A 23,094-nucleotide genomic window follows, 5' to 3' on the forward strand; every position below is an offset into this window, starting at 1 on the left:
ATTATTTCAAGATTATATATGATATTGAAAGTTTTGGGTAAAAACAGTTTATTTCGGTAAATTAGATTAATCAAAAGAATTTGAGTATTTTATTATTTGAAAGGGGATACAGTTGTGAAGATAAAAACATATCAACAGAAAAGCCCGTTGAAGCAAGAATGTGAGGATTCTTATTTTTGTAATAAAGAAAAAAAGATTTATGGTGTATGTGACGGTGCAACACCACTTGTCCCGTTTGGTGATGAAAATGGACATAATGGAGCATACATCGCTTCGCATTTATTTGCAAGTTATTTTACTTCATTACGAGAGAATCATAGGTTACGATTTGCAGTTGCAAAAGCAAATGAAGCATTGCAAAGCAAAATGTTGGAATATAAAGTAGATACGAGAAAGAAAGATCATTTGTGGTGTACATGTATTGCGGCAGTTCAAATAGATGGTGAGAAAATTGAATATGCGCAGCTTGGGGACTGTATGATTGTCGCAACTTTTCAAAATGGAACGATGCAAGTATTAACGAAAGACACAGTTAAAGGAATTAGTAACCGAGCAAAAAGGAAGAGGGAAGAAGATCGTAAGAAAGGTTTATCTGTCCCGGAGGAACATGTTTTTCAAGATGTTCGAGAACAGTTAAAGTACAATCGTTATCTTGCAAATATGCCAAATGGTTATTCAGTTGCAAATGGAATGAAAGAAGCGATACATTATTTACAACATGGTGAATTACATATAGATGAAGTGAGTGGAATTTTTATTTGTTCAGACGGGTTATTTCACCCAGATTGGCCACTCGAACAAACAGTTGCATATATAAGAAAGAATAGTATAAACGAATATGTAGCAATCATTGAAGAGCTGGAAGGGGAAAAGAGAATCAGACCAGATGATAAAACGATTATTATGATTGATTTTTAAGAGGAGGCAGTTCAAATGGAAATTAAACGTGTCAATCTAACATTTCAAGATGAATTAGTTCCTTTAGAAAAAGTAAACAAACTGATTATTCACCATACAGCTGAAGATGGATGGGACGTGTATAAAACGCATGAATTTCATCAAACTGTAAAAGGGTGGAGTGGGATTGGTTACAACTATTTTATCGAAGAGGACGGAACTGTAGTGGAAGGACGAGGTTTACATATTGGAGCGCATGCGAAAGATCATAACCGCCATACAATTGGAATATGTATGACGGGAAATTTTGATAAATACGATCCAACTCCTGCACAAGTGAATGCATTATATTCTTTATGTAAAATATTTATGAAGAAATTTGCTATAAAGAAAGAGAATATACTCGGTCATAGGGAGTTAGAAGGAGTTACAAAAAGCTGTCCTGGTAATCGTTTTTCTATGGTAGAGTTAAGGAAGATATTATCTTAAATATAGAGGAGTAACAACGATGATGAATATAAAAATACCAAATGATAAAAAAGAAGAGCTTGTAGCACAAATTCAGCAATTTTTCATGGAAGAAGATTTAGATGAAATTGGACGTTTCCAAGCAGAGCGTTTAATAGAAGAGATGATTAAATTAGTTGGACCATTTGCATACAATCAAGCAATTGGAGATGCAAGAAAGCTTGTAAGTGAGAAATTAACGAATATTGAAGAAGATTTATACGTGTTAGAGAAGAATGAAGGAAAATAAAAAAGAGCCGATGGGCTCTTTTTTATTTTTCTTTCTTATGTTCTTTATATTCATGTACTTTTTCTTTCACATTACCAACTGTATCTTTAGCAGTGCCTTTCACCTTATCCCATTTTCCTTCAGCTTGTAATTTCTTATTGTCAGTTACTTTCCCAACAACTTCTTTTACTTCACCCTTTACCTTATCAATAGCACCTTCTACTTTTTCTTTTAAACCATGATCATGTTTAGTCATACATTTCTCCTCCTTGTAGTTTGATTAGAATTCTCTTTTCATAGTGCAAGTTGAATGATGTATCTAGTAATAGCGTAACAAATATAGTTTGAATATTCAAATGATTAATGGGATAGAAAAGAAAGTGTCATAAAATGTATAAAATTGTAATGAGAAGAGAAAGAATGTAAATTACATGTCTTTTGCAGTCCATATTGATTTCGTATAAGCAATTTTCATATGGGCACGTTCCATATTATTTTGACTGCTGCTACCGAACTTTGCTTGTCCAACTACTAAGTTACAGTTGGATTCAATAGCCGTCTCTATTCGTTTTTGAATTAATGCAGTATGACAGCCTTTACGCTGAAATTCTGGCAAAGTAGCAGAAGCAGCTAATGATGCAATCCCATTATTTATATACAGGACACCAATACCCGCAGGAGTGTTTTGAACTTCGGCTATGAAAAAATGCCAGCCAGGTTTATTGTAGAGAATTTCGTTATTTTGATGGACGCCATCTTTTGTAAAGGATGGCATGTTAAATCCGCGTACGTATATGTCTGCAAAAATATGAAATTCATTTTCTTTTAGTTCGCGTACTGAAATGTTAGAAGGAAGAAGGGAAGGGTCTTCTCTCGGTATACTATATAAAGCGGTATGGAAGCTGGATTGGTAAAATCCTCTTTGAGATAAGTATTGAAATAATTTGGCTGTACCTTGAGCGGGTGTAATTTCAAAACGACAAGGGATTTGTAGCGATTGATAATAAGAGACGATTTCATCTATCTCATCTGTATTTGTAAATGTAATACCTTTTACCGTATTAAAAGCTGGACCAGCAATTATTTTTGATGAAAAGGCAGTGGCACTCCCGAACTTTTTCATTTGTACTTGCATTGGATTTTCAGCTAATGCTTGTAATGCTTTTAGTCTAGAAGAGAGCATATGTATTTCTGCGTTTTCAATTTCTGTGGCTATATCGAGTGTTATAACAGTAGTCATAAAATTCCTCCATTAATAAATATATTTCATGGTATATATACGATTTTTGTTTTGAGATTCCTGTTGAAATGTGAGAGAATAAGAGGTTTTTTGGAAGGGAAATGGAAGTGAGCTGTCGAAGGGAGTGGAAACAGATTAAAGGTGGTGCTCTCATGAAAAAAAAAGCCGTGCAGGCATGCTCTAATTGTGGTTCTCAAAACATAGGAGAAGGTGAGTTTGTCGGATATGCACAAATACGGAAAAAGGAAACGATGTTCACATCTTCACCGGTGGATGCTTATATTTGTACAGATTGCGGGAATATCCTTCTATTAAAAGTACGACATTATGAAAAGTTTAAGCAGAAGCCGTTATGATTATTGGGAAGTGACTTTATTAGAAAAGTTAATAAGAGTAATATTTTACATATATATGAGTATGCCTCAGATAAAGAGATGAAAACATATACTGTACATGGTTCGTTATATGACACATAAAAATATATAGAAGAAATTGTGAGGCAGTAGGAGGAAGAAAAAACAGCTCCTCTTGGAATATTTCATATTTAAAACTCCTTTAAATGAATAAAGGAGTTTTTTGTTTTTTTATAACAATAATTACCTTTAATTATTATAATTGGTTATTGAGAGAGGTGGTTTATTAACGCCATAATCATAGAAGAATAATAGCTAAATCGTATACAAAACCACTATATAACACATTCGCAACCGTAAGTTGACAAAGTGCAACCGCGGGAAGATAGAGATAAAGGCAATGTTTACATACAATTTAGGTAAGAAAACAAAGGGGGACACACATATGGGATTTGGTGAAAAGCTTTTTAAATTAAGAAAGGAAAAGGGCCTTTCTCAAGAAGCATTAGCTGAAAAATTAAACACAACAAGGCAAGCGGTTAGTAAATGGGAAAACGGTCAAGGTTTTCCTGAAACTGAAAAGTTAATAATGATTGGAAATGTATTTGAAGTATCACTTGACTATTTATTAAAAGAAACTGCTGAGCAAAGTAACGAAAAGGAAAATGGTTATTATGTAAGTAAGGAAATGGCAGAAGGGTATGTAGTGTATGGACAAAAAATTTCTAAATATATTGCATTAGGATTTAGCTTGCTTATTTTATCTACAATACCGTACTTATTATTTAAAGAAAATGCAACAATGTCTACGTTTCTTGTCATTATCATTGCAGTGCTTGGGATCGGAGCAATGATGGCACCTGTAACGATAGAAGAGAGTCGATACAATGTATTGAAAAAGGAAGAACTACTATTTGATCAAAACTTTCTAAAAGAATTGACAAAAAGATATGCGACTATTAAGAAGAAGTATGCGTCAGTAGTGATCGTTGGATTTTGTTTTATTGCAGCAGGAGCGATTCCGTTTTTGTTTGAGAAAAAGCATATAACTTCAGGAGAATTAGTGCAGTATTACCCTTATTGTGTTGTACTTATTGCTATCGGAGTTTATCTTTTTGTACGTGTGTTAGGAGTGTTAGAGACGTATCGGATTTTAGTAGAAAATAAGGAATACAGTAATCGTTTTATTTTTAAATTGAAAAAGAAAGTAAGGAAAAAGGTAGATAGTTTATAAAAAATAAAAAACATGTTTCGAATCAATGTATTCAAAACATGTTTTTTATCGTTCTGAATTATTTCCAAAGAAATAATTCAGAAAATACAGAAAAATGTCGTAATCATTTATAGAAGTCTGTTATAATGAACGAAAAATAAAAACGCTTTAAAGGGGGATATAACCAATATGATGATGAATGTACCGCTAACAATTAGTTCTATGATGGAAAGAGCAGAAAAACTGTTTTCAAAGAAAGAAATTGTTTCACGGACACATGATACAGTTACGACGTTAACGTATAAGCAGTTAGGTGAAAGGACGAGAAGGCTTTCTAGTGCGTTAAAAAAATTAGGAATTAAAGAAGGCGAGCGTATAGGAACGTTAGCGTGGAATCATCATCGACATGTGGAAGCTTATTTTGCTATTCCTGGTATTGCTTCTGTTTTGCACACAATTAATATTCGTTTATCTCCTCAACATATTTCATACATTATTCAGCACGCAGAAGATCACATTCTACTTATAGATGAAGATCTCGTACCACTCGTTGAAAATATTCAATCACAATTATCAACTGTACAAGCCTACATTATTATGACTGATAAAGATGAACTTCCAAATACTACGCTAGAACCTGTATATCATTATGAAAAACTATTAGAAGAAGGCGATCCAAATTTCCAATTTGTAAAAGATATTGATGAAAATACACCTGCTGGTATGTGTTATACGTCAGCGACTACAGGGAATCCAAAAGGTGTTGTATATACGCATCGTAGTACTGTACTGCATTGTATGGCACTCGGTTTAGCGGATACAGCTGCTTTATCGGAAAGTGATGCGGCGATGGCAATTGTACCGATGTTCCATGTGAACGCTTGGGGACTTCCTTTTGCAGCTACTTGGTTTGGAACTAAACAAGTTCTGCCAGGACCAATGTTTACTCCAAAAATTTTATTAGAGATGATCCAAGCTGAAAAAGTAACGATAGCAGCAGGTGTGCCGACAATCTGGCTCGGTGTATTACAAGAATTAGAAAATAATAGTTACGATTTATCTAGTATAACGAGAATATTATGCGGTGGTGCTGCTGCACCGAAAAGCGTTATTAAAGCATTTGAACAAAAATATAATGTTCCTTTCGTACATGCATATGGTATGACTGAAACAAGCCCACTCGTAACACTTGCACGTTTAAAAAGTTATGAAACAGAATTATCATATGAAGAGCAATTAGAAATCCGCTCAAAACAAGGATATCTTGTCCCTGGTGTAGAGATGAAAGTAGTCGGTACAAACGGTGAAGTGAAGTGGGATGGTACTGAGATGGGAGAGTTATGTTTACGAGCACCTTGGATTGCTGAAAGCTATTATAACGATGATCGTACTGTCGAAGGATTCCGAGACGGTTGGTTATATACTGGTGATGTTGTTACAGTTGACGAGGAAGGCTGCGTGAAAATTGTTGATCGTACGAAAGATGTTATTAAAAGCGGGGGAGAATGGATTTCCTCAGTTGACCTTGAAAATGCTTTAATGGCACATGATGCTATATTTGAAGCGGCCGTTGTTGCAGTTCCACACCCGCAGTGGCAAGAGCGTCCAGTTGCCTGCGTTGTACAAAAGGCAAATAGCACTGTTACAAAAGAAGAACTATATGAATTTTTAAAACCACAGTTTGCAAAGTGGTGGTTACCAGACGATATTGTATTTATGCAGGAAATTCCGAAAACATCTGTTGGGAAGTTTTTAAAACAGGCGCTTCGGAAAGAACTTGAGCATTTGCATAAGGAGAAATAATTGAAAAAATAATTGTAAACCTATATTTAAAATAAGTTGACAAATACTAAATAGAAAGATAATATAACTCCTATAATATGTTATCTAAAAATCGTTTTAAGTTTACAAATAGGAGAAGCAAATATGAATACAAAAAACTTAGTTTTCGTCGCTTTATTTAGTTCTATTATGGGAGTGTTAGGGTTAATACCTCCAATTGCTCTTGCTATTACACCAGTTCCGATTACATTACAATCACTCGGTGTTATGCTTGCTGGTGGATTGTTAGGATCACGTCTTGGTGCGTTAAGTCAGCTTATTTTCTTACTTATTGTTGGAGTTGGGGCACCATTACTTGCAGGTGGACGAGGTGGTCCAGGTATATTTGTTGGGCCAAGCGCAGGATATTTACTTGGTTATATTGTAGGAGCATTTGTTATTGGTTATTTAATTGAGCGTTTACGTGAAGTTTCTATTATAAAAGTATTATGCATTAATATAATTGGTGGTATTTTCGTAGTTTATGTATTTGGTATCATTGTACAAGCATTCGTAATGGATATTTCTATATGGCAGACGATGAAAGTGAGTGTCGTATTTTTACCAGGTGATTGCATAAAAGCGATTATAGCAGCAATTCTTGTAACGAAATTACATCGTTCATTGAAACATATTATTACGCCTGCTCTAAAGAGTGGGAAATATACAAATGCGGGATAAGAAAGAGAAGAAACACGTTCATTGCGTGTTTCTTTTTATTATTTTGTAAAGAAAGGACGTCTCAAATGGGGATTACAAAAGAATATAAAAAGTATGCCTCTTTACTATCAAGTAAAATAGCAATAAAGGAAAATGATCGAGTATTAACATATAAAGAGTGGTTTGAGTCAGTATGTAAAGTAGCAAACTGGTTGAATGAAAAAGAATCGAAGAATAAAACGATAGCAATTGTATTAGAAAATAGTATGGAGTTTTTACAACTATTTGCTGGGGCTGCGATGTCTGGATGGGTTTGTGTGCCGTTAGATATAAAGTGGAAAGAGGATGAGCTCAAAGAAAGAATTGCAATTAGTAATCCGGATGTGATTGTGACAGAGCGATATAAGGTAAATGATCTACCGGATGAAGAAGGAAGAGTAATTGAAATTGATGAGTGGAAAAGAATGATAGAGAACTATCTTCCTACATATAATCCTGTAGAAAGTTTACAAAATGCTCCTTTTTATATGGGATTTACATCAGGATCAACAGGAACAGCAAAAGCATTTTTACGTGCACAACAATCGTGGGTTCATAGTTTTGATTGTAATGTACATGACTTTCATATGAAAAGGGAGGATTCGATTTTAATAGCTGGGACGCTCGTTCATTCTCTTTTCTTATACGGGGCAATAAGTGCATTATATGTAGGACAAACGGTGTACATTATGAGAAAGTTCATTCCAAATCAAGTACTAGATAAGTTAGAAACTGAAAATATATCAGTTATGTATACAGTTCCGACAATGCTTGAATCTTTATATAAAGAAAATAGAGTAATAGAAAATAAAGTGAAAATTATTTCGTCAGGAGCGAAATGGGAAGCTGAAGCGAAAGAAAAAATAAAGAATATATTTCCTTATGCGAAAAGATATGAATTTTATGGTGCATCAGAGTTAAGTTTTGTAACAGCACTAGTCGATGCAGAAAGCGAAAGAAGGCCAAATTCAGTAGGAAAACCTTGTCACAATGTGCAAGTTCGAATATGTAATGAAGCAGGCGAAGAAGTACAAAAAGGTGAAATAGGAACTGTTTATGTGAAAAGTGATCAGTTTTTTATGGGATACATAATAGATGGGGTTTTAACACGGGAGTTGAATGCAGAAGGCTGGATGACAGTGCGAGATGTAGGCTATGAAGATGAAGAAGGCTTTATATATATTGTTGGTAGAGAGAAGAATATGATTTTATTTGGAGGAATCAATATTTATCCAGAAGAAATAGAAAGTGTATTACATGAACACCCAGCTGTTGATGAAATAGTTGTAATTGGTGTGAAAGATAGTTACTGGGGTGAAAAGCCCCTCGCGATCGTAAAAGGAAGTGCTACGAAACAACAATTAAAGAGTTTTTGCTTACAGAGATTATCCTCTTTTAAAATACCGAAAGAATGGCATTTTGTAGATGGAATACCTTATACAAATAGTGGGAAAATCGCTCGTATGGAAGCAAAAAGTATGATTGAAAACCGGGAGAAAATATATGAATAGAGCAGTTATTGTAGAGGCGAAAAGAACACCTATCGGTAAGAAGAATGGGATGTTAAAAGAGTATGAAGTTCAGCAATTAGCAACGCCGCTTCTTACGTTTTTAAGTAAAGGGATTGAGAGGGAAATAGATGATGTCATACTAGGTAATGTTGTTGGGCCAGGAGGGAATATTGCGAGACTATCTGCTTTAGAGGCGGGACTTGGCTATCATATTCCTGGTGTAACGATTGACCGGCAATGTGGTGCTGGTTTAGAAGCAATTCGAACTGCGTGTCATCTCATTCAAGGCGGGGCAGGTAAGTGTTATATCGCCGGGGGAGTAGAGAGTACAAGTACGTCACCTTTTCAAAAAAGAGCACGATTTTCACCTGAAACAATTGGTGATCCTGACATGGGAGTAGCGGCTGAATATGTTGCGGAGCGTTATAACATAACGAGAGAAATGCAAGACGAGTATGCTTGTCTTAGTTATAAGCGGACACTGCAAGCGTTAGAAAAAGGATATATACATGATGAAATATTTTCTTTTAATGGATTATTAGATGAATCTATAAAGCTAGAAATGAATTATGAACGAATCATTAAAAGAACAAAGCCCGCATTTTTACAAAATGGAACAGTGACGGCAGGTAATTCATGTGGTGTAAATGATGGGGCATGTGCTGTTCTTGTAATGGAAGAGGGACAAGCCCGAAAGTTAGGTTATAAACCTGTCCTTCGTTTCGTTCGTAGTGCTGTAGTGGGAGTGGATCCCAAGCTTCCAGGGACTGGTCCGATATTTGCGGTAAACAAATTATTAAACGAAATGAATGTAAAAGTAGAGGACATCGATTATTTTGAAATAAATGAAGCGTTCGCTTCAAAAGTTGTTGCTTGCGCAAAAGAGTTACAAATTCCGTACGAAAAAGTAAATGTAAATGGTGGAGCAATTGCGCTCGGTCATCCGTACGGTGCATCTGGTGCTATGCTTGTAACACGTTTGTTTTATCAGGCACAAAGAGAGTCTATGAAATATGGAATTGCTACATTAGGGATTGGAGGCGGGATAGGGATTGCGCTATTATTTGAGAAAGTAGAAGACTAGCGAGGTAACTAGTTTTCTACTTTTTGAGGAACATAAATATTGCTACCAGGCTTCGCTTTCATTTCGTTCCAAGCAGCAATCGCATCAGCTTTTGCTTTCCCTTTATTATTTGGATCTTCGAAAAAGTCACGAGTAAAGCGATTGTATTCAAATTGTGCACCGATAGTTGTTTTGTATGTAGGGTCTTTTTTTCGTTCGTTTTCTTCATGCCAAAAAGCTACCGCGTCTTCATATGTTTTTCCGACATTCTCTTTAAAAAATTTTTGGAGAGCTACTGTAAAGCGGAAGTTTGCTCCGATTTTTTCTTTGAAAAAAGCACGAACATCTTCGCTACAGCGGTGATTGTTAGTAATAATCGTTTGAAGAGAAAGTTCTTTATAAGAGAGAGAAGCTTTACTCACCTTTTGACCAGAGCTGTTTTTTAATATTTTACCAGTAGTTAAATAATGTGAGATACGCTCAGTTATTTCAATCTTAGAGCCACTAGCTGGCAAACCATGCTCACGGCAAAATGTTTGGAGTTCTGCTTTTAACCAATAATAGTTTTGGAAAACTTCAAGTGATATAGGTTTTGTTAAGGGTGGACGCATAGATGTAACAACTTCTTTCTTCCATAATTTTCTTTAATTATAAAACATACGTTCTTTTTGTGGAAGGATTAATTTGTAAATATAATGGGAAGAGGGGATTACATATGGAAAATGTAATGCAAGTTCGTGTTACGGGAATTTTAATTGAAGGTGAAAAAGTATTGCTAGTAAAGCAAAAAGTTGCTAGTCGCAATTGGTCTTTACCTGGGGGAAGGGTAGAGAATGGTGAAACGTTAGAAGAAGCGATGAGTCGAGAGATGAGAGAAGAAACAGGGTTAGAAGTTAAAATTAAGAAGCTACTCTATGTTTGTGATAAACCGGATGCTAGCCCATCTTTATTGCATATTACGTTTCTGCTTGAAAAGATTGAAGGTGAAATTACGCTACCTTCTAACGAGTTTGATCATAATCCGATTCATGATGTGCAAATGGTACCGATTAAAGATTTAAGTCAATATGGTTTTTCGGAAACTTTTATCACTCTTATAAGTGAAGGTTTTGCAAGTGCAGGGAGTTACCAAGGATTGAAACAAAATATTGGTTTGTAAGTATAGAGTAAGGATAGCTGTTAGCTATCCTTACTAAAAATGCTTTACACCGCCGACTGTAAAGAAGAAACAAGCTGATTTAAAAATTCATCTCCGCTCATAATTGCTCTCCCGCCACCGCGAGCACTCTTCTTATTTCCGCCACCTTTTCCTTCGATTGTAGGAAGAGCGTCTTTTAAAAGAGCATTCATATCGAGTGATACTGATTTTCCGCAAGCGAGAATACATTGTAGTTTGTCATCATTTTCGATGACGAAATACGTAATTGCATGCTCTTGTTGTTCTGTAATAATAGCGGAAAGCTTTGCGATTTCTTGCATAGAACGATTTGTAAATACTTTAGAAATAAGTATGTCAGCATGAATTTTTATGGGCTGTAGAAGTAGTTCATTTGCCTCTGCAAATAATAATTTTTCATTCATTGTTTGTATTGCTTTTTCATTTTCTTTTTGAGAAGTAAGAAGTTGTGCTACTTTTGCTGGGATATCACTCTCGCTACTGTTTAATTGTTTAGAAACATCTTTCATAATTTGTTGTTGTTTGCCCATTAAATTTAGTGTGCGCCAACCAGCGATAAATGTTAATCGTATGCCACCTTTATTGCGCTCCCACCCTAGTACTTGAATAGGACCTACTTCACCTGTACGTTTCGGATGCGTTCCGCCACAGCCGTTGTAGTCGAAGTTCTCAATTATAACAACACGTATATTTTCTGTTATAGTCGGTTCTTTACGAAGGGGGAATGTTTTCGCTTTTTCTAAGTTCATCCATTCGATATGGATTTGATGGTTTTCGAAAACAATTTTGTTGGCAATGTTTATTGCTTTTTCAACCGTTTCTGTATGAAGATTTTCTATTTCTAAATCAATTGTTACCGTTTCTTTACCAAGGTGGAATCCAATCGTAGGTATGTTAAAATGATCCCAAAAAGCAGCAGATAAAATGTGCTGAGCCGCATGTTGCTGCATATGATCAAAACGGCGCTCCCAATTGATTTTACCTTCTACTTCTTCTGTATGTAATTTTTCTACAATGAAGTGACGAATTTCCCCATGTATCTCTTCTACATTGATTACATCGATATCATTTAATGTGCCAGTATCATGCGGTTGTCCGCCACCTGTCGGATAAAATGCGGTCTCGTTTAAAACGACGTATAAGTTACCGTCTTTATCATAATCTTGCTTTATAATTTTTGTAGTAAAGTCTTGCTTATAAGCGTCAGTGTAATATAATTTTTGCTCCAATTTTCTTTCCCCTTTCGCGTTCACTAGTTTCATTGTAAAGCAATTGAAATTAGTTTCCTAATATTTCAGAAGAAAGAAACTATTTTTAGAATTTTCTTGCTATAATAAGAAAAAGAAAATGCGGGGGTGGAATGAATATGTTATATGAAAACGGCGTAGATAAACTTCTTAGTTTAAGTAAAAATATTTCTGAATTGTATCGAGAATTAAATGAAATGACCCGGATTTTAACGGATTGTAATCGAGAAAGTGTGAAGTTTGATCGGTTATATGTAAAAGAGTTACTGTGGAAGAAAGAAGATGTAATAGAGAAATATGACCAGCTACTTGTGCAACTTTGTATAAATGAATGCTTTGATTTAAAAAGTGTCATTACAGGGGAATATAAGTATACATATGAAGAAGTAGAAAACATAGTTTTACAATTTAATGAAAAGTATAATGTCGCAATCTTAATTAAAGATGTGTGTAAAGAATTACAGTTCACATATGGAATTGATATGGACATAACGAGAACAACTCGGGTATCAACAGCTCAAGTATAGAAAAAGGAAAAGAAAGCAGATCCTTTGCTTTCTTTTTTTTATGTAAGAACGGGGAGAGTAGGTTTAGTGATGAAGGGGAAGTTACAAAATATTCATCCGTTAGGAATGACAATTATAATAGGGACTTTATTTGCGAGGTTCGCCACGTCAATGAGCATTCCTTTTTTAGCAATTTATTTAACGACTGTTAAAGGTGTATCAGCTGGAATGACAGGTGCTATTATCGGAACGAGTGCACTTGTTGGTGTTTTTGCTAGTTTTATCGGAGGGAATTTATCAGATCGATTTGGCCGGAAAACGATTATGCTCTGGTCCATGATCGTTTGGATTTTTGTGTTTATAGGTTTTTCACTTGCGGATCATGTTTTAAGTTTCTTTTTATTAAACGCTTTAAATGGATTATGTAGGTCGTTTTTTGAGCCAACATCAAGAGCATTATTATCAGATTTAACGAAACCAGAGTATCGTTTACTCGTATATAATTTGCGTTACGGTGCAATCAATGTTGGAGTGGCGATTGGCCCTCTTGTCGGATTACAGATTGGAAGCGCAAAATCTACAATTCCTTTTTTAGTAGCAGCTGGAGTGTACATTCTATATACAGCTATATTAGCATTCCAATTTAAGAAGTATCCAATTGAAAAAAAGAAAATAAATACAGAAAAACCTGTCACAATGTTAAATGCAATTCGCATTTTGCGAAAGGATGTCGTATTTTTAGTTGCTTTAGTCGGTATTATTTTGAGTAATTGTGGTTTTTCTCACTTAACGACAACAGTATCTCAATATTTTGCAAATGCACATATATTTCAGGATGGAGTGAAATTATTTTCATATATGTTAGCTTTAAATGCGATTGTTGTAGTGATTATCCAATACCCTGTTATTCAAATGTGCAAAAAGTATACACCGTTAACATCAATTATGGTGGGGACTTTATTTGTAAGCGGAGGATTATTTGGCTTTGGAATAGTAGAATCTATGCTAAGTGCTGCCGTTTGTACAATTATTTTTACAATTGGAGAAGTCTTAATGTTTTCGATGACGGATGTATTTATTGATGATATTGCTATTGCGCATCTAAAAGGAACATACTTCGGTGCGATGGGCTTTTCGGGAATTGGAGCAGTAATAGGTCCGTGGTTTGGAGGAGTACTTCTCGATTACTACGGCTACCAAAATGGGTTTGTAGTATTTTCAGCACTAGCTATATTTTCAACTGTGGCATTTCCTGTGCTTTTAGTTACAAAAGGTTTATCGAAAAAAAGATATGATGCAAATTCTAATATAGAAATGCATGCGAAATAACATAAGCCCCAGTAACCAACTGGGGCTTAGTTTATATTATATTAACTCTTAATTTGAAAAAAGAACTTTTTTTTCATGCTTATCAGCAACTTCATTTTTGGAAATATGAATGGCTAAAAATCCGTTTTCTAAGCAGGCTAGCATCTTTTTATAAATGATAGTAGTAGGTAAAGGGATTGTTCGTTGTAAGGAAATGTTTTTATGAAGTATGCATATAGCTAGGCCTGTCTCTAACTTTTTAATGAGTACATTTTGTTCAGTGACATTTTGTACATCTGTTTCCAAAATATATTCTTCTTCGGTTTCGCAAAGGTCGATGTGAATTTGATTTGGAAAGCTAAAGTTACTATAAGAATCGGAACAAAATTGATCCATCCATTCTTCGAAACCATCAACATGAAAAAGACAATTCTTCTTTTTCTTGCCCATGTAAGACACCCTCCGTAAAATATCAATTCATATCATGTTATGCATGAATGAAACAGAGGTGAAGAATAAATGATGAAATACAAACATTTTATGTTGAATGTGCACGGTATGTGAATATTTTTTATTACATATCATGATGTGCATGTTTTTTTTGGCGTGAATGGTTACGGTTTTTTACTTTATGAGATCCGCTTAATGGCTCAGGTTGTCCTTTTTTTTCTTTAGATTCACGATTGTTTTTACTCATTATATGTGACACCTCCTCTTTCTTTTTAGAATGAGAGAAGTTGACGATTTTATACAAGAATGTTTTTAGAAAAAAAGGTAAAGATAAAGGGGACTAACTATTATAGAAAGGGGATTATATAATGCCATATCATAAAGATAAGCAACAAGCCTTTCAAGCGGCACAGCAAGGAGTTACACAAGCAGAAAATGCATTTAATAATATTGTGAAGAATGACCCTAACTATGGTCATGATTTAAAAGAGTTACGCCAAGAGGTTCAGGAAGCATATGAACAAATTCAAAATGCACTAGAGGTAGCTTCAGAAACACAACGTCCACAACTTGAGCAATATGAAAATAATCTCCAAAATATAATGCGAAATGTAGATCAATTAGAAAAGTAAATGAGGTTGTTGTCTATTCGACAACCTTGCTGCTTTAGTGAACGTTATGTTAAAACAGAAAATTCTTTTAATAGTTTTTTCTTTATTATGCGCAGTACATATATTTCAAGTGGAAAAAGTGGAAGCGAAAATGTTGCTCAGAAAAGAGTTAGAACCAACTGGTTATGTAACATGGGAAGTACCTAATAATGAAAAAATTATTGCAATTACATTTGATGATGGGCCAGATCCAACATATACACCGCAAGTTTTAGATTTATTACGTCAATATAAGGCTGAAGCGACATTTTTTATGATTGGATTTCGAGTTCAGCGCAATCCATATTTAGTGAAACAAGTGTTAAAAGAGGGACATGAAATTGGAAATCATACGATGAATCATTTGTATGCGAGTAATTCGTCAGATGAAAAATTAGAAAATGATATTTTAGATGGAAAGAAATTTTTTGAAAAATGGGTGAAAGAACCTTTGCTATTCCGTCCTCCTGGTGGATATATTAACGATGCTGTATTTAAAACAGCGAAAGAAGCTGGTTATCAAACTGTTCTATGGTCATGGCATCAAGATCCACGTGATTGGGCAGATCCAGGGGTCGAATCCATTGTAAATCATGTAGTGAAAAATGCTAAAAGTGGCGATATTGTATTGTTACATGATGGAGGAAATGATCGTAGTCAAACGGTAGCAGCGCTAGCAAAAATTTTACCTGAGTTGAAAAAGCAGGGCTATCGATTTGTAACGGTTTCGGAATTACTACGTTATAAACATTAGAAAAAATCCCAAAAGGAAAATAGACCTTTTGGGATTTTTCTTTACTGGTTCTTTTTACGTTTCTTATTATTTTGTCGCTCTGCTGGAGTTAAAGGCTCGTTTGCAAATTCTTCATTGTAACCAGTTCCTTGTCCTTGTGCAGATGCAACATTCATTCCTGAAATAGTATGATTTGCTTTTCTTTTACCCATTTTATTTCACCTCTATAACATTTTTTGTATGTTGAATGATGAGCAGTTCATAGTATGTATGAACTGTAAGTAAATCGCTGATAGAGCACTTTACTTTATGATAATAGTATTCATAAGGAGCATGAAAGCTATTCAAATTTAGAAACATAAAGAAAACTTATGATAATCTATAAGTTTCTTATTATTTACTTATTTAGAAAGTTGTAATAAGATATTATCGTAAGGTATTGAAAAGTTTGTCTACATTTTATATTCAGACAACTTAGTCACGTTTAACAGGGGGGAAACATAATGGTCAAACATAATCCATTTCAATCACGTGCAACTTTTGAAGTAGATGGAAAAACGTATCATTATTATGATTTGAAAGCGCTTGAAAATGCAGGGGTTGGCAACGTATCTCAATTACCATATTCCGTGAAAGTTTTACTTGAATCAGTACTTCGTCAAGTAGACGGACGTGTAATCACAGAAGAGCATGTTACAAATTTAGCGAAATGGGGAACGAAAGATGTGCAAGATATCGATGTTCCATTTAAACCATCTCGTGTAATTTTACAAGATTTCACTGGTGTTCCAGCTGTTGTTGATTTGGCTTCGCTTCGTAAAGCAATGGCAGACATGGGTGGGAATCCTGACAAAATTAATCCTGAAATTACTGTAGACCTTGTAATTGACCACTCTGTACAGGTTGATAGAGCGGGTACGGCAGACGCGCTTGCATTCAACATGGACTTAGAGTTTAAACGTAATGAAGAACGTTATAAATTTTTAAGCTGGGCACAAAAATCATTTGATAACTACCGTGCAGTTCCACCAGCTACAGGCATTGTACACCAAGTAAACCTTGAATATTTAGCACCAGTTGTTCATGCTGTGAAAAATGCTGAAGGTGACTTAGTTGCATACCCAGATTCATTAGTTGGAACAGACTCACATACAACAATGATTAACGGTATCGGCGTTCTTGGATGGGGCGTTGGTGGTATTGAAGCAGAAGCAGGAATGCTTGGACAGCCTTCATACTTCCCAGTACCTGAAGTAATCGGTGTGAAATTAACTGGCACACTTCCAAGTGGTACTACGGCAACAGACGTTGCATTAAAAGTAACACAAGTATTACGTCAAAAAGGTGTAGTTGGTAAATTTGTTGAGTTCTTCGGTAATGGACTAAAGAGTATGCCTTTAGCTGACCGTGCAACAATTTCAAATATGGCACCAGAATACGGCGCAACTTGTGGATTCTTCCCAATCGATGATATTTCATTAGAATACTTACGTTTAACAGGTAGAGATGAAGAGCAAATTCGTATTGTTGAAGAATACTGTAAAGCGAACGGTTTATTCTATACAGCAGATAGTAAAGATCCAATCTACACTGATCTTGTTGAAATTGATTTAAATACAATCGAATCTAACCTTTCTGGACCGAAACGCCCACAAGATTTAATTCCACTTTCAGATATGAAAGATGCGTTCCACAAAGCTGTTTTAGCACCAGTTGGAACACAAGGACTTGGATTTAATGAGCAAGAGTTCGATAAAGAAGTGAAGGTTACATTAGAAGATAAAGAAGTAACGATGAAAACAGGTGCAATTGCAATCGCTGCAATTACAAGCTGTACAAATACATCAAACCCATACGTATTAATTGGAGCAGGTCTAGTTGCGAAGAAAGCAATTGAAAAAGGACTTGTAGTACCTGAGTACGTAAAAACATCATTAGCACCAGGATCTAAAGTTGTTACTGAGTACTTAGATAAATCCGGTTTAACAACATATTTAGATCAATTAGGTTTCCAAACAGTTGGTTACGGTTGTACGACTTGTATCGGTAACTCTGGTCCATTAGCGCCAGAATTAGAAGAATCAATCGCAGCAAACGACTTACTAGTAACATCTGTTTTATCTGGTAACCGTAACTTTGAAGGTCGTATTCATCCTCTTGTAAAAGCAAACTACTTAGCATCACCACCACTTGTTGTGGCATATGCACTTGCAGGTACTGTTGATATTGACCTGAAAAATGATGAAATCGGTAAAGATGCAAATGGCAATGCTGTTTACTTCAATGATATTTGGCCATCAGCTAAAGAAATTGAAGATGTAGTTCAAAGCGTTGTTACATCTGAATTGTTCAAGAAAGAATATGCACAAGTATTTAACAGCAATGAGCGTTGGAATGAAATCCAAACTTCAAACGAAGCTTTATATACTTGGGATAATGATTCAACATACATTCAAAACCCACCATTCTTTGAAGGTTTATCTAAAGAGCCAGGTGAAGTTGAAACGTTATCAGGTTTACGCATAGTTGGTAAATTTGGTGATTCTGTAACAACAGACCATATTTCACCAGCAGGTTCAATTGGTAAGCACACACCAGCTGGACGCTACTTATTAGAAAACGGCGTACAACCAGTTGACTTTAACTCTTACGGTTCTCGTCGTGGTAACCATGAAGTTATGATGCGTGGTACATTTGCAAACATCCGTATTAAAAACCAAATCGCACCAGGAACAGAAGGCGGATATACAACATATTGGCCAACTGGTGAAGTAACATCTATCTATGATGCTGCTATGAAATATAAAGAAGATGGAACAGGTCTTCTAGTTGTTGCTGGTAAAGATTACGGTATGGGAAGTTCTCGTGACTGGGCTGCGAAAGGTACTAACTTATTAGGTATTAAAGCAGTAATCGCAGAAAGCTTCGAACGTATTCACCGCAGTAACTTAGTATTAATGGGTGTATTACCACTTCAATTTAAAGAGGGCGAAAGTGCTGAAACATTAGGCCTTGTTGGTAACGAGTCATTTGAAATTCAAATCGACAAATCAGTTAGACCACGCGATCTTGTAAAAGTAGTTGCAACTGATTTAGATGGCAACGAAAAACAATTTGAAGTAGTAGCTCGTTTCGATAGTGAAGTAGAAATTGACTACTACCGTCACGGTGGTATTCTGCAAATGGTTCTTCGTGAGAAAATCGAAGAGTCAAAAGTGTCGAACTAAATAATTGAAATGAACAATAAGGAAGCTAACAATAGTTAGCTTCCTTATTTTATGGAAAGGGATGAAACCATATGGTTTCATCCCTTTCTTTTTAATATAAAAAATGGGGGAAACGTCATGAAAGAATATAAAAGAATATTGTTACCATTACGACAGGAGAAAATATTAGTTATAGCAGCCATTTGTAGTGGAATTATAGCTGCTATTTTAAACTTATCGCGTCCAATCTTCATGGGGGTAATTGTAGACAATCTTATTCAAAGGGAGTTAAGAAGTGCCTATTTATATATAGCTTTGTTTGCGGGTAGTCGCTTTTTGATGTGGACGAACAATCTTCTATTTGATTATATAAGTTCAAAAGCGAGTCAACGTATATTACAAACGAAACGTATAGAATTATTGCGTCACTATTTCTCATTACCGTTTGAAGAGAGTGAGAAGATCAAGCAAGGGGAGTTAGAAACTTGGGTCGTATCTGATATTCCGAACTGGATCAGATTATATGGCTTTATATTAATAGAGTATATACACGCTATTGCCCAATTTATTGGAGCTTTCATAGCACTACAACATATAGATATACAGTTTATATTGTGGGTAACTCCGTTTTTATTTTTAAGTACAATTGTTCCAATACTGATGGGAAAAAAGGTAAGAGATATTGCAAGCGTTGCTCAAAAAAATCAATCGAGTGTTGTAGAGATGGTGTCACAGTTTGTAAAGGGTATACAAGATTTACGTAGTTTACAAAAAGAAAAATGGGCTATTCGCTTATTTAAAGGAGTAACGGCACAATCTTATAAATCGGAAGTAAAGAAGACGATGATGCAACACTGCATTGGAGTAGTTGGAACAGTGATTGAAACAGGGGCATATATCGTTGTTCTCATTATAGGCGCGCAAAAAATAATGAAGGGAGAAATGGAAGTTGGCTCAATTGTTGCCGTGTTAGCCACAATTGAAATGCTCTTTTTTCCAGTCCGTTACGTTGGCGATTTATTAATGATGACACAAGTTGCAGTCGCTTCGGCAAATAGAATTTTTTCCTTTTTAGATAAACGAGTGGCAGATAGTAAGGTAGAAAGAGCGATGGGGATGACAGTAACAAATGTTTCATTTCAGGAGAATGATGAAGAGAAATGCAGAATTCATAATATTGATTTGCAAATTAATCCAGGTGAACTCGTTATTATTGTAGGAGAAAGTGGCGCAGGAAAAACAACGCTTTTAAAATTAATGACAGGGTTGTATAAACCATCTAATGGTAACATTGTTTATTATGGTGATGAGGCTCGTATGACTACAGTGTGGCAAGAACCTCGTTTCTTTCGGACGACAGTAAAAGAGAATATGTATTTCGAGGAAAAGTGTTTAGAAAACCAGTTAGAAAAAAATATTGAGCTTGTAAATGTGAAGCCGATAATTAGAGGTTTATCGGAAGGGCTTCAAACTGTACTACATAAAAGCGGTGAAGAGTTTTCGGGGGGGGAAAGAAAACGTCTTGCATTATTACGTGCCATTGTTTCAAATCCGAATCTTATTATTTTAGATGAACCAACTGCGGGATTAGATCCGAGCAACCAAGAAACTATTTGGAATATGATAGAAGGATTAGGAAGAGAGGTCACGAGAATTGTGGCAACACATGATGTAGAGAAAGCGATACTAGCAGATCGTGTTGTCATAATGAAAGAAGGACGTATTGTTGCATGTGGAAGTCCTAAAAAATTAATAAATAGTCATTCGTTTTGCAAGTGATGTGAATAAAGATAAGAGTACTGCTCTTATCTTTATTCAGCATCATTTATTTGATACTCGATAGATTCTGAATGATTCAGATCAACGTTAAAGGTAGCGGTCGTAAGGAAAGTGGCAATTCCAAGAATTAAGAAAAGGACGAATGAGACTAGAGAGACGTAGAGACAAATACGCCCTACTTTCTTTTTTTTAAGGTCTTTACTAAAGAGTGAAATGATTCATGTAATAATACCGACTGGGTATAAAAGAAAACTAAGAATATATAATGTTGTTTTTTCGAATGAATTCATAAAAAATCCCCCTTTTGTTGTAGGTTTATAACTACGAGAGTAAAAAGGTGAATGGGTCCATAAGAAGATAAGCAACACTTCATTTATTTTTCTAATTATATGATAAAAAGGAAAAAATTTCACTTTAAATAAGAATATTCTAATTATTTCGACTGTGAATATTTCCAAGCTCGTCCGTATAAGCTAAAATAAGGTATATAGTATTTGGGTAATTAGGTTAATAAGAAGATAAATACGTTAGGGTGATATAAAATGTGGCGGAAGCTTACGATTATTGTAGTGTTACTTTGTTTAGCGGGATATGCAGCTTATGAACAATTTGGTAAAAAAGATCAGGCGGTACAAGGGGAGCAAGAAAAAAGTGAAGCTGCTATGAAAGAGATGATTGCAAGTAATGGTATCGAAATAGGGAAGAGTGCGCCAAACTTTGAATTAACGAAGTTAGATGGAACGAATGTAAAGTTATCGGATTTAAAAGGAAAGAAAGTGATTTTAAACTTTTGGGCAACGTGGTGTGGACCATGTCAGCAAGAAATGCCGGATATGGAAGCTTTCTATAAAGAACATAAAGAGAACGTAGAAATTTTAGCAATAAATTATACGCCTTCAGAAAAAGGTGGGGGAGTAGAAAAGGTAAGCAATTTTGTTAAAGAAAAAGGAATTACTTTTCCTATTTTATTGGACAAGAACATTGATGTGACAACAGCGTATAAAGTAATTACGATTCCAACTTCGTATTTTATAGATACAAAAGGTGTCATTCAAGATAAGTTTATTGGGCCGATGACGCAAAAAGAGATGGAGAAAAGAGTTGCTAAATTAAAATAATGGTGAAAAGGTAGAGGTGGAGAGTTCCCATTTCTGCCTTTTCTTTTTCAAGTAGTAATAACTTCATGATATGATGTAAGAAATATAAACGTTTAGAGATAAAGGAGTGTATGGAGTGGGGAATGTATCCTTACCGTTAGATTATGTTGTAATTGATTTTGAAACAACAGGATTTAACCCTTATAATGATAAAATTATTCAAGTTGCAGCAGTGAAATATCGTAATCATGAATTAGTAGATCAATTTGTTTCATACGTGAATCCAGAGCGGCCAATTCCGGACCGAATAACGAGTTTAACAGGTATTACTAATTATCGCGTTTCAGATGCACCGACGATTGAAGAAGTGTTACCTTTATTTTTAGCATTTTTACATACAAATGTTATTGTGGCCCATAATGCTTCTTTTGATATGCGCTTTTTGAAAAGTAATGTAAATATGCTAGGGCTACCTGAACCTAAAAATAAAGTAATTGATACTGTATTTTTAGCGAAGAAATACATGAAGCATGCGCCTAATCATAAACTTGAAACGTTAAAGCGAATGCTTGGCATTCGTTTAAGTTCTCATAATGCATTTGACGATTGTATTACGTGTGCCGCTGTTTATCAAAAGTGTGCAGCTATTGAAGAAGAAGGGAACCGAAAAGTAAATAAGGCTGTGCTTGATGAAACTGCGGTATACGAAGCGGTGAAAGAAATGCTTGTATGTAATAAACGTAATGTAGAATGGCTACGTTGTATGAATGTAGGAAGTTATTTAGATATAAAAGCTTTTTATCCAGTTATGAGAGTAAAGGTAAAAGGGCGAAAGAAATATGTATTAACAGAAATATTAGAAGATGATGTGAAAGAAATATGTACAAGCTTAAAATGTGAACCAGCGTTAAAAAGTGAAGTTGGTAATACGAGAATTATGCTTAATAGCTTAGAGGATGTTATGAAATTAGAAAGTTATATTTTAGAACAGTATGATTTTGTGTTACAGGCGCTTCATGATTATAAAGAAAATGAAATAAATGCAGATGAAAAGTTGAAAGAGTATTTAAATATTATGGTATGAAAAACTCCGTGTGCAATATATTGTACACGGAGTTTTTTTAGGAGTACTAAAACATAAAATTTTCTTACAAATCTGATTAAAGAGTTTTTCGTTTGCTCATACTATGTAATAAGAAAGCGAAGGAGAGAGGGTGAACAACATGAGAAGAAGTCGCCGTAAATCGTTTGAAGAACTTGTAAATGAAAATAAACAACAATTATTAAGCGATCGTGATGCAATTGATCGCATTGAAGAGCGCATCGAAAAACGTTATGAAATGAAACTTTTTAAGCAAGCTGAATAATTCTTAACACTAGTACGATACTAGTGTTAAGGAGGCGATAG

The 23,094-nt window shown here is 35.1% G+C and carries 26 protein-coding genes and 1 pseudogene; 19 read left to right on the forward strand and 8 right to left on the reverse strand.

Annotation, left to right across the window (positions count from 1 at the left end):
- The first annotated feature begins 96 nt into the window (after nucleotides 1-96).
- Genes N2V92_RS16815 through N2V92_RS16825 form a run of 3 tightly spaced genes read left to right on the forward strand, consistent with a single transcriptional unit; the run spans nucleotide 97 to nucleotide 1,654 of the window.
- Nucleotides 97-918, forward strand: a complete 822-nt coding sequence (locus N2V92_RS16815; RefSeq protein WP_002162635.1) for a protein phosphatase 2C domain-containing protein — start codon at nucleotides 97-99, stop codon at nucleotides 916-918.
- A 15-nt stretch (nucleotides 919-933) separates the two neighbouring features.
- Nucleotides 934-1,386 carry a peptidoglycan recognition protein family protein gene (locus N2V92_RS16820; RefSeq protein ID WP_000403997.1) on the forward strand — a complete coding sequence of 151 codons (453 nt, stop codon included), beginning with the start codon at nucleotides 934-936 and terminating at the stop codon, nucleotides 1,384-1,386.
- A 19-nt stretch (nucleotides 1,387-1,405) separates the two neighbouring features.
- Nucleotides 1,406-1,654 (forward strand): DUF2164 domain-containing protein, encoded by a 249-nt coding sequence (locus tag N2V92_RS16825; protein ID WP_000981064.1) that lies wholly within the window; start codon nucleotides 1,406-1,408, stop codon nucleotides 1,652-1,654.
- A 22-nt stretch (nucleotides 1,655-1,676) separates the two neighbouring features.
- Here the strand turns inward: N2V92_RS16825 and N2V92_RS16830 are convergent, their stop codons facing one another.
- The gene (locus N2V92_RS16830; protein WP_000160410.1) at nucleotides 1,677-1,889 is read right to left on the reverse strand and encodes a CsbD family protein; all 213 of its coding nucleotides are present in this window, start codon (nucleotides 1,887-1,889) and stop codon (nucleotides 1,677-1,679) included.
- 171 nt (nucleotides 1,890-2,060) lie between these two features.
- On the reverse strand, nucleotides 2,061-2,873 hold the full coding sequence (locus N2V92_RS16835) for a GNAT family N-acetyltransferase (protein ID WP_000214258.1): 813 nt from the start codon (nucleotides 2,871-2,873) through the stop codon (nucleotides 2,061-2,063).
- Nucleotides 2,874-3,025: 152 nt separating this feature from the next.
- Between N2V92_RS16835 and N2V92_RS16840 the strand changes: the two genes are divergently transcribed.
- From N2V92_RS16840 to N2V92_RS16865, 6 genes are all read left to right on the forward strand, one after another.
- Nucleotides 3,026-3,229 (forward strand): hypothetical protein, encoded by a 204-nt coding sequence (locus tag N2V92_RS16840; protein ID WP_042595450.1) that lies wholly within the window; start codon nucleotides 3,026-3,028, stop codon nucleotides 3,227-3,229.
- Between the two features lie 442 nt (nucleotides 3,230-3,671).
- Nucleotides 3,672-4,460, forward strand: a complete 789-nt coding sequence (locus N2V92_RS16845) for a helix-turn-helix domain-containing protein (protein ID WP_000505609.1) — start codon at nucleotides 3,672-3,674, stop codon at nucleotides 4,458-4,460.
- 168 nt (nucleotides 4,461-4,628) lie between these two features.
- Entirely contained in the window at nucleotides 4,629-6,242 is a 1,614-nt protein-coding gene (locus N2V92_RS16850) for a long-chain fatty acid--CoA ligase (protein ID WP_042595448.1), read from the forward strand.
- A gap of 123 nt (nucleotides 6,243-6,365) precedes the next feature.
- Nucleotides 6,366-6,941 carry a biotin transporter BioY gene (locus tag N2V92_RS16855; RefSeq protein ID WP_001093320.1) on the forward strand — a complete coding sequence of 192 codons (576 nt, stop codon included), beginning with the start codon at nucleotides 6,366-6,368 and terminating at the stop codon, nucleotides 6,939-6,941.
- A gap of 65 nt (nucleotides 6,942-7,006) precedes the next feature.
- Nucleotides 7,007-8,470: an acyl-CoA synthetase gene (locus N2V92_RS16860; RefSeq protein ID WP_042595444.1), complete on the forward strand. Its 1,464-nt coding sequence runs from the start codon at nucleotides 7,007-7,009 to the stop codon at nucleotides 8,468-8,470.
- Nucleotides 8,463-9,554, forward strand: coding sequence for an acetyl-CoA C-acyltransferase (locus N2V92_RS16865; protein WP_001077997.1), 1,092 nt, complete (start codon nucleotides 8,463-8,465; stop codon nucleotides 9,552-9,554). The genes N2V92_RS16860 and N2V92_RS16865 overlap by 8 nt, the downstream gene beginning before the upstream one ends.
- Before the next feature lie 8 nt (nucleotides 9,555-9,562).
- On the opposite strand, the gene N2V92_RS16870 is transcribed toward N2V92_RS16865, so the two are convergent.
- The gene (locus tag N2V92_RS16870) at nucleotides 9,563-10,144 is read right to left on the reverse strand and encodes a DUF6434 domain-containing protein (RefSeq protein WP_001247725.1); all 582 of its coding nucleotides are present in this window, start codon (nucleotides 10,142-10,144) and stop codon (nucleotides 9,563-9,565) included.
- 104 nt (nucleotides 10,145-10,248) lie between these two features.
- Between N2V92_RS16870 and N2V92_RS16875 the strand changes: the two genes are divergently transcribed.
- Entirely contained in the window at nucleotides 10,249-10,692 is a 444-nt protein-coding gene (locus tag N2V92_RS16875) for an NUDIX hydrolase (RefSeq protein ID WP_000432585.1), read from the forward strand.
- A gap of 44 nt (nucleotides 10,693-10,736) precedes the next feature.
- On the opposite strand, the gene N2V92_RS16880 is transcribed toward N2V92_RS16875, so the two are convergent.
- On the reverse strand, nucleotides 10,737-11,939 hold the full coding sequence (locus N2V92_RS16880) for a serine-tRNA(Ala) deacylase AlaX (RefSeq protein ID WP_017763506.1): 1,203 nt from the start codon (nucleotides 11,937-11,939) through the stop codon (nucleotides 10,737-10,739).
- Nucleotides 11,940-12,076: 137 nt separating this feature from the next.
- Between N2V92_RS16880 and N2V92_RS16885 the strand changes: the two genes are divergently transcribed.
- Both N2V92_RS16885 and N2V92_RS16890 read left to right on the forward strand, forming a co-directional pair.
- Nucleotides 12,077-12,484 (forward strand): hypothetical protein, encoded by a 408-nt coding sequence (locus tag N2V92_RS16885; protein ID WP_000965134.1) that lies wholly within the window; start codon nucleotides 12,077-12,079, stop codon nucleotides 12,482-12,484.
- Nucleotides 12,485-12,553: 69 nt separating this feature from the next.
- Nucleotides 12,554-13,792 carry an MDR family MFS transporter gene (locus N2V92_RS16890; protein ID WP_002082353.1) on the forward strand — a complete coding sequence of 413 codons (1,239 nt, stop codon included), beginning with the start codon at nucleotides 12,554-12,556 and terminating at the stop codon, nucleotides 13,790-13,792.
- Nucleotides 13,793-13,840: 48 nt separating this feature from the next.
- Here N2V92_RS16890 and N2V92_RS16895 read toward each other — a convergent pair whose 3' ends face one another.
- Together N2V92_RS16895 and N2V92_RS16900 are read right to left on the reverse strand one after the other, a co-directional pair.
- Nucleotides 13,841-14,221, reverse strand: coding sequence for an Hsp20/alpha crystallin family protein (locus N2V92_RS16895; RefSeq protein WP_000516758.1), 381 nt, complete (start codon nucleotides 14,219-14,221; stop codon nucleotides 13,841-13,843).
- A gap of 124 nt (nucleotides 14,222-14,345) precedes the next feature.
- A complete protein-coding gene (locus N2V92_RS16900; protein ID WP_000042142.1) occupies nucleotides 14,346-14,468 on the reverse strand; it encodes a small acid-soluble spore protein P in 123 nt (40 codons plus the stop codon).
- 121 nt (nucleotides 14,469-14,589) lie between these two features.
- On the opposite strand from N2V92_RS16900, the gene N2V92_RS16905 reads away from it, so the two are divergent.
- Nucleotides 14,590-14,853, forward strand: a complete 264-nt coding sequence (locus tag N2V92_RS16905; RefSeq protein WP_001146295.1) for a hypothetical protein — start codon at nucleotides 14,590-14,592, stop codon at nucleotides 14,851-14,853.
- Nucleotides 14,854-14,899: 46 nt separating this feature from the next.
- The gene (pdaB, locus tag N2V92_RS16910; protein ID WP_000917688.1) at nucleotides 14,900-15,625 is read left to right on the forward strand and encodes a polysaccharide deacetylase family sporulation protein PdaB; all 726 of its coding nucleotides are present in this window, start codon (nucleotides 14,900-14,902) and stop codon (nucleotides 15,623-15,625) included.
- A 41-nt stretch (nucleotides 15,626-15,666) separates the two neighbouring features.
- On the opposite strand, the gene sspO is transcribed toward pdaB, so the two are convergent.
- The gene (gene sspO, locus N2V92_RS16915) at nucleotides 15,667-15,816 is read right to left on the reverse strand and encodes a small acid-soluble spore protein O (RefSeq protein WP_000518060.1); all 150 of its coding nucleotides are present in this window, start codon (nucleotides 15,814-15,816) and stop codon (nucleotides 15,667-15,669) included.
- A gap of 291 nt (nucleotides 15,817-16,107) precedes the next feature.
- On the opposite strand from sspO, the gene acnA reads away from it, so the two are divergent.
- Nucleotides 16,108-18,831 (forward strand): aconitate hydratase AcnA, encoded by a 2,724-nt coding sequence (acnA, locus tag N2V92_RS16920; protein WP_042595440.1) that lies wholly within the window; start codon nucleotides 16,108-16,110, stop codon nucleotides 18,829-18,831.
- 117 nt (nucleotides 18,832-18,948) lie between these two features.
- Entirely contained in the window at nucleotides 18,949-20,589 is a 1,641-nt protein-coding gene (locus tag N2V92_RS16925) for an ABC transporter ATP-binding protein (protein ID WP_042595438.1), read from the forward strand.
- A 32-nt stretch (nucleotides 20,590-20,621) separates the two neighbouring features.
- On the opposite strand, the pseudogene N2V92_RS16930 reads toward N2V92_RS16925, so the two are convergent.
- Nucleotides 20,622-20,879 (reverse strand): annotated as a pseudogene (locus N2V92_RS16930) (hypothetical protein).
- A 252-nt stretch (nucleotides 20,880-21,131) separates the two neighbouring features.
- On the opposite strand from N2V92_RS16930, the gene N2V92_RS16935 reads away from it, so the two are divergent.
- From N2V92_RS16935 to N2V92_RS16945, 3 genes are all read left to right on the forward strand, one after another.
- Nucleotides 21,132-21,707: a redoxin domain-containing protein gene (locus N2V92_RS16935; RefSeq protein ID WP_000269061.1), complete on the forward strand. Its 576-nt coding sequence runs from the start codon at nucleotides 21,132-21,134 to the stop codon at nucleotides 21,705-21,707.
- Between the two features lie 115 nt (nucleotides 21,708-21,822).
- A complete protein-coding gene (locus tag N2V92_RS16940) occupies nucleotides 21,823-22,770 on the forward strand; it encodes a 3'-5' exonuclease (RefSeq protein ID WP_042595436.1) in 948 nt (315 codons plus the stop codon).
- A gap of 139 nt (nucleotides 22,771-22,909) precedes the next feature.
- Entirely contained in the window at nucleotides 22,910-23,053 is a 144-nt protein-coding gene (locus N2V92_RS16945) for an FbpB family small basic protein (RefSeq protein WP_001254699.1), read from the forward strand.
- The last annotated feature ends 41 nt before the right edge of the window (nucleotides 23,054-23,094 follow it).

This window comes from Bacillus sp. CH_48 (genome assembly GCF_038008465.1).
Classification (GTDB): domain Bacteria; phylum Bacillota; class Bacilli; order Bacillales; family Bacillaceae_G; genus Bacillus_A; species Bacillus_A thuringiensis_S.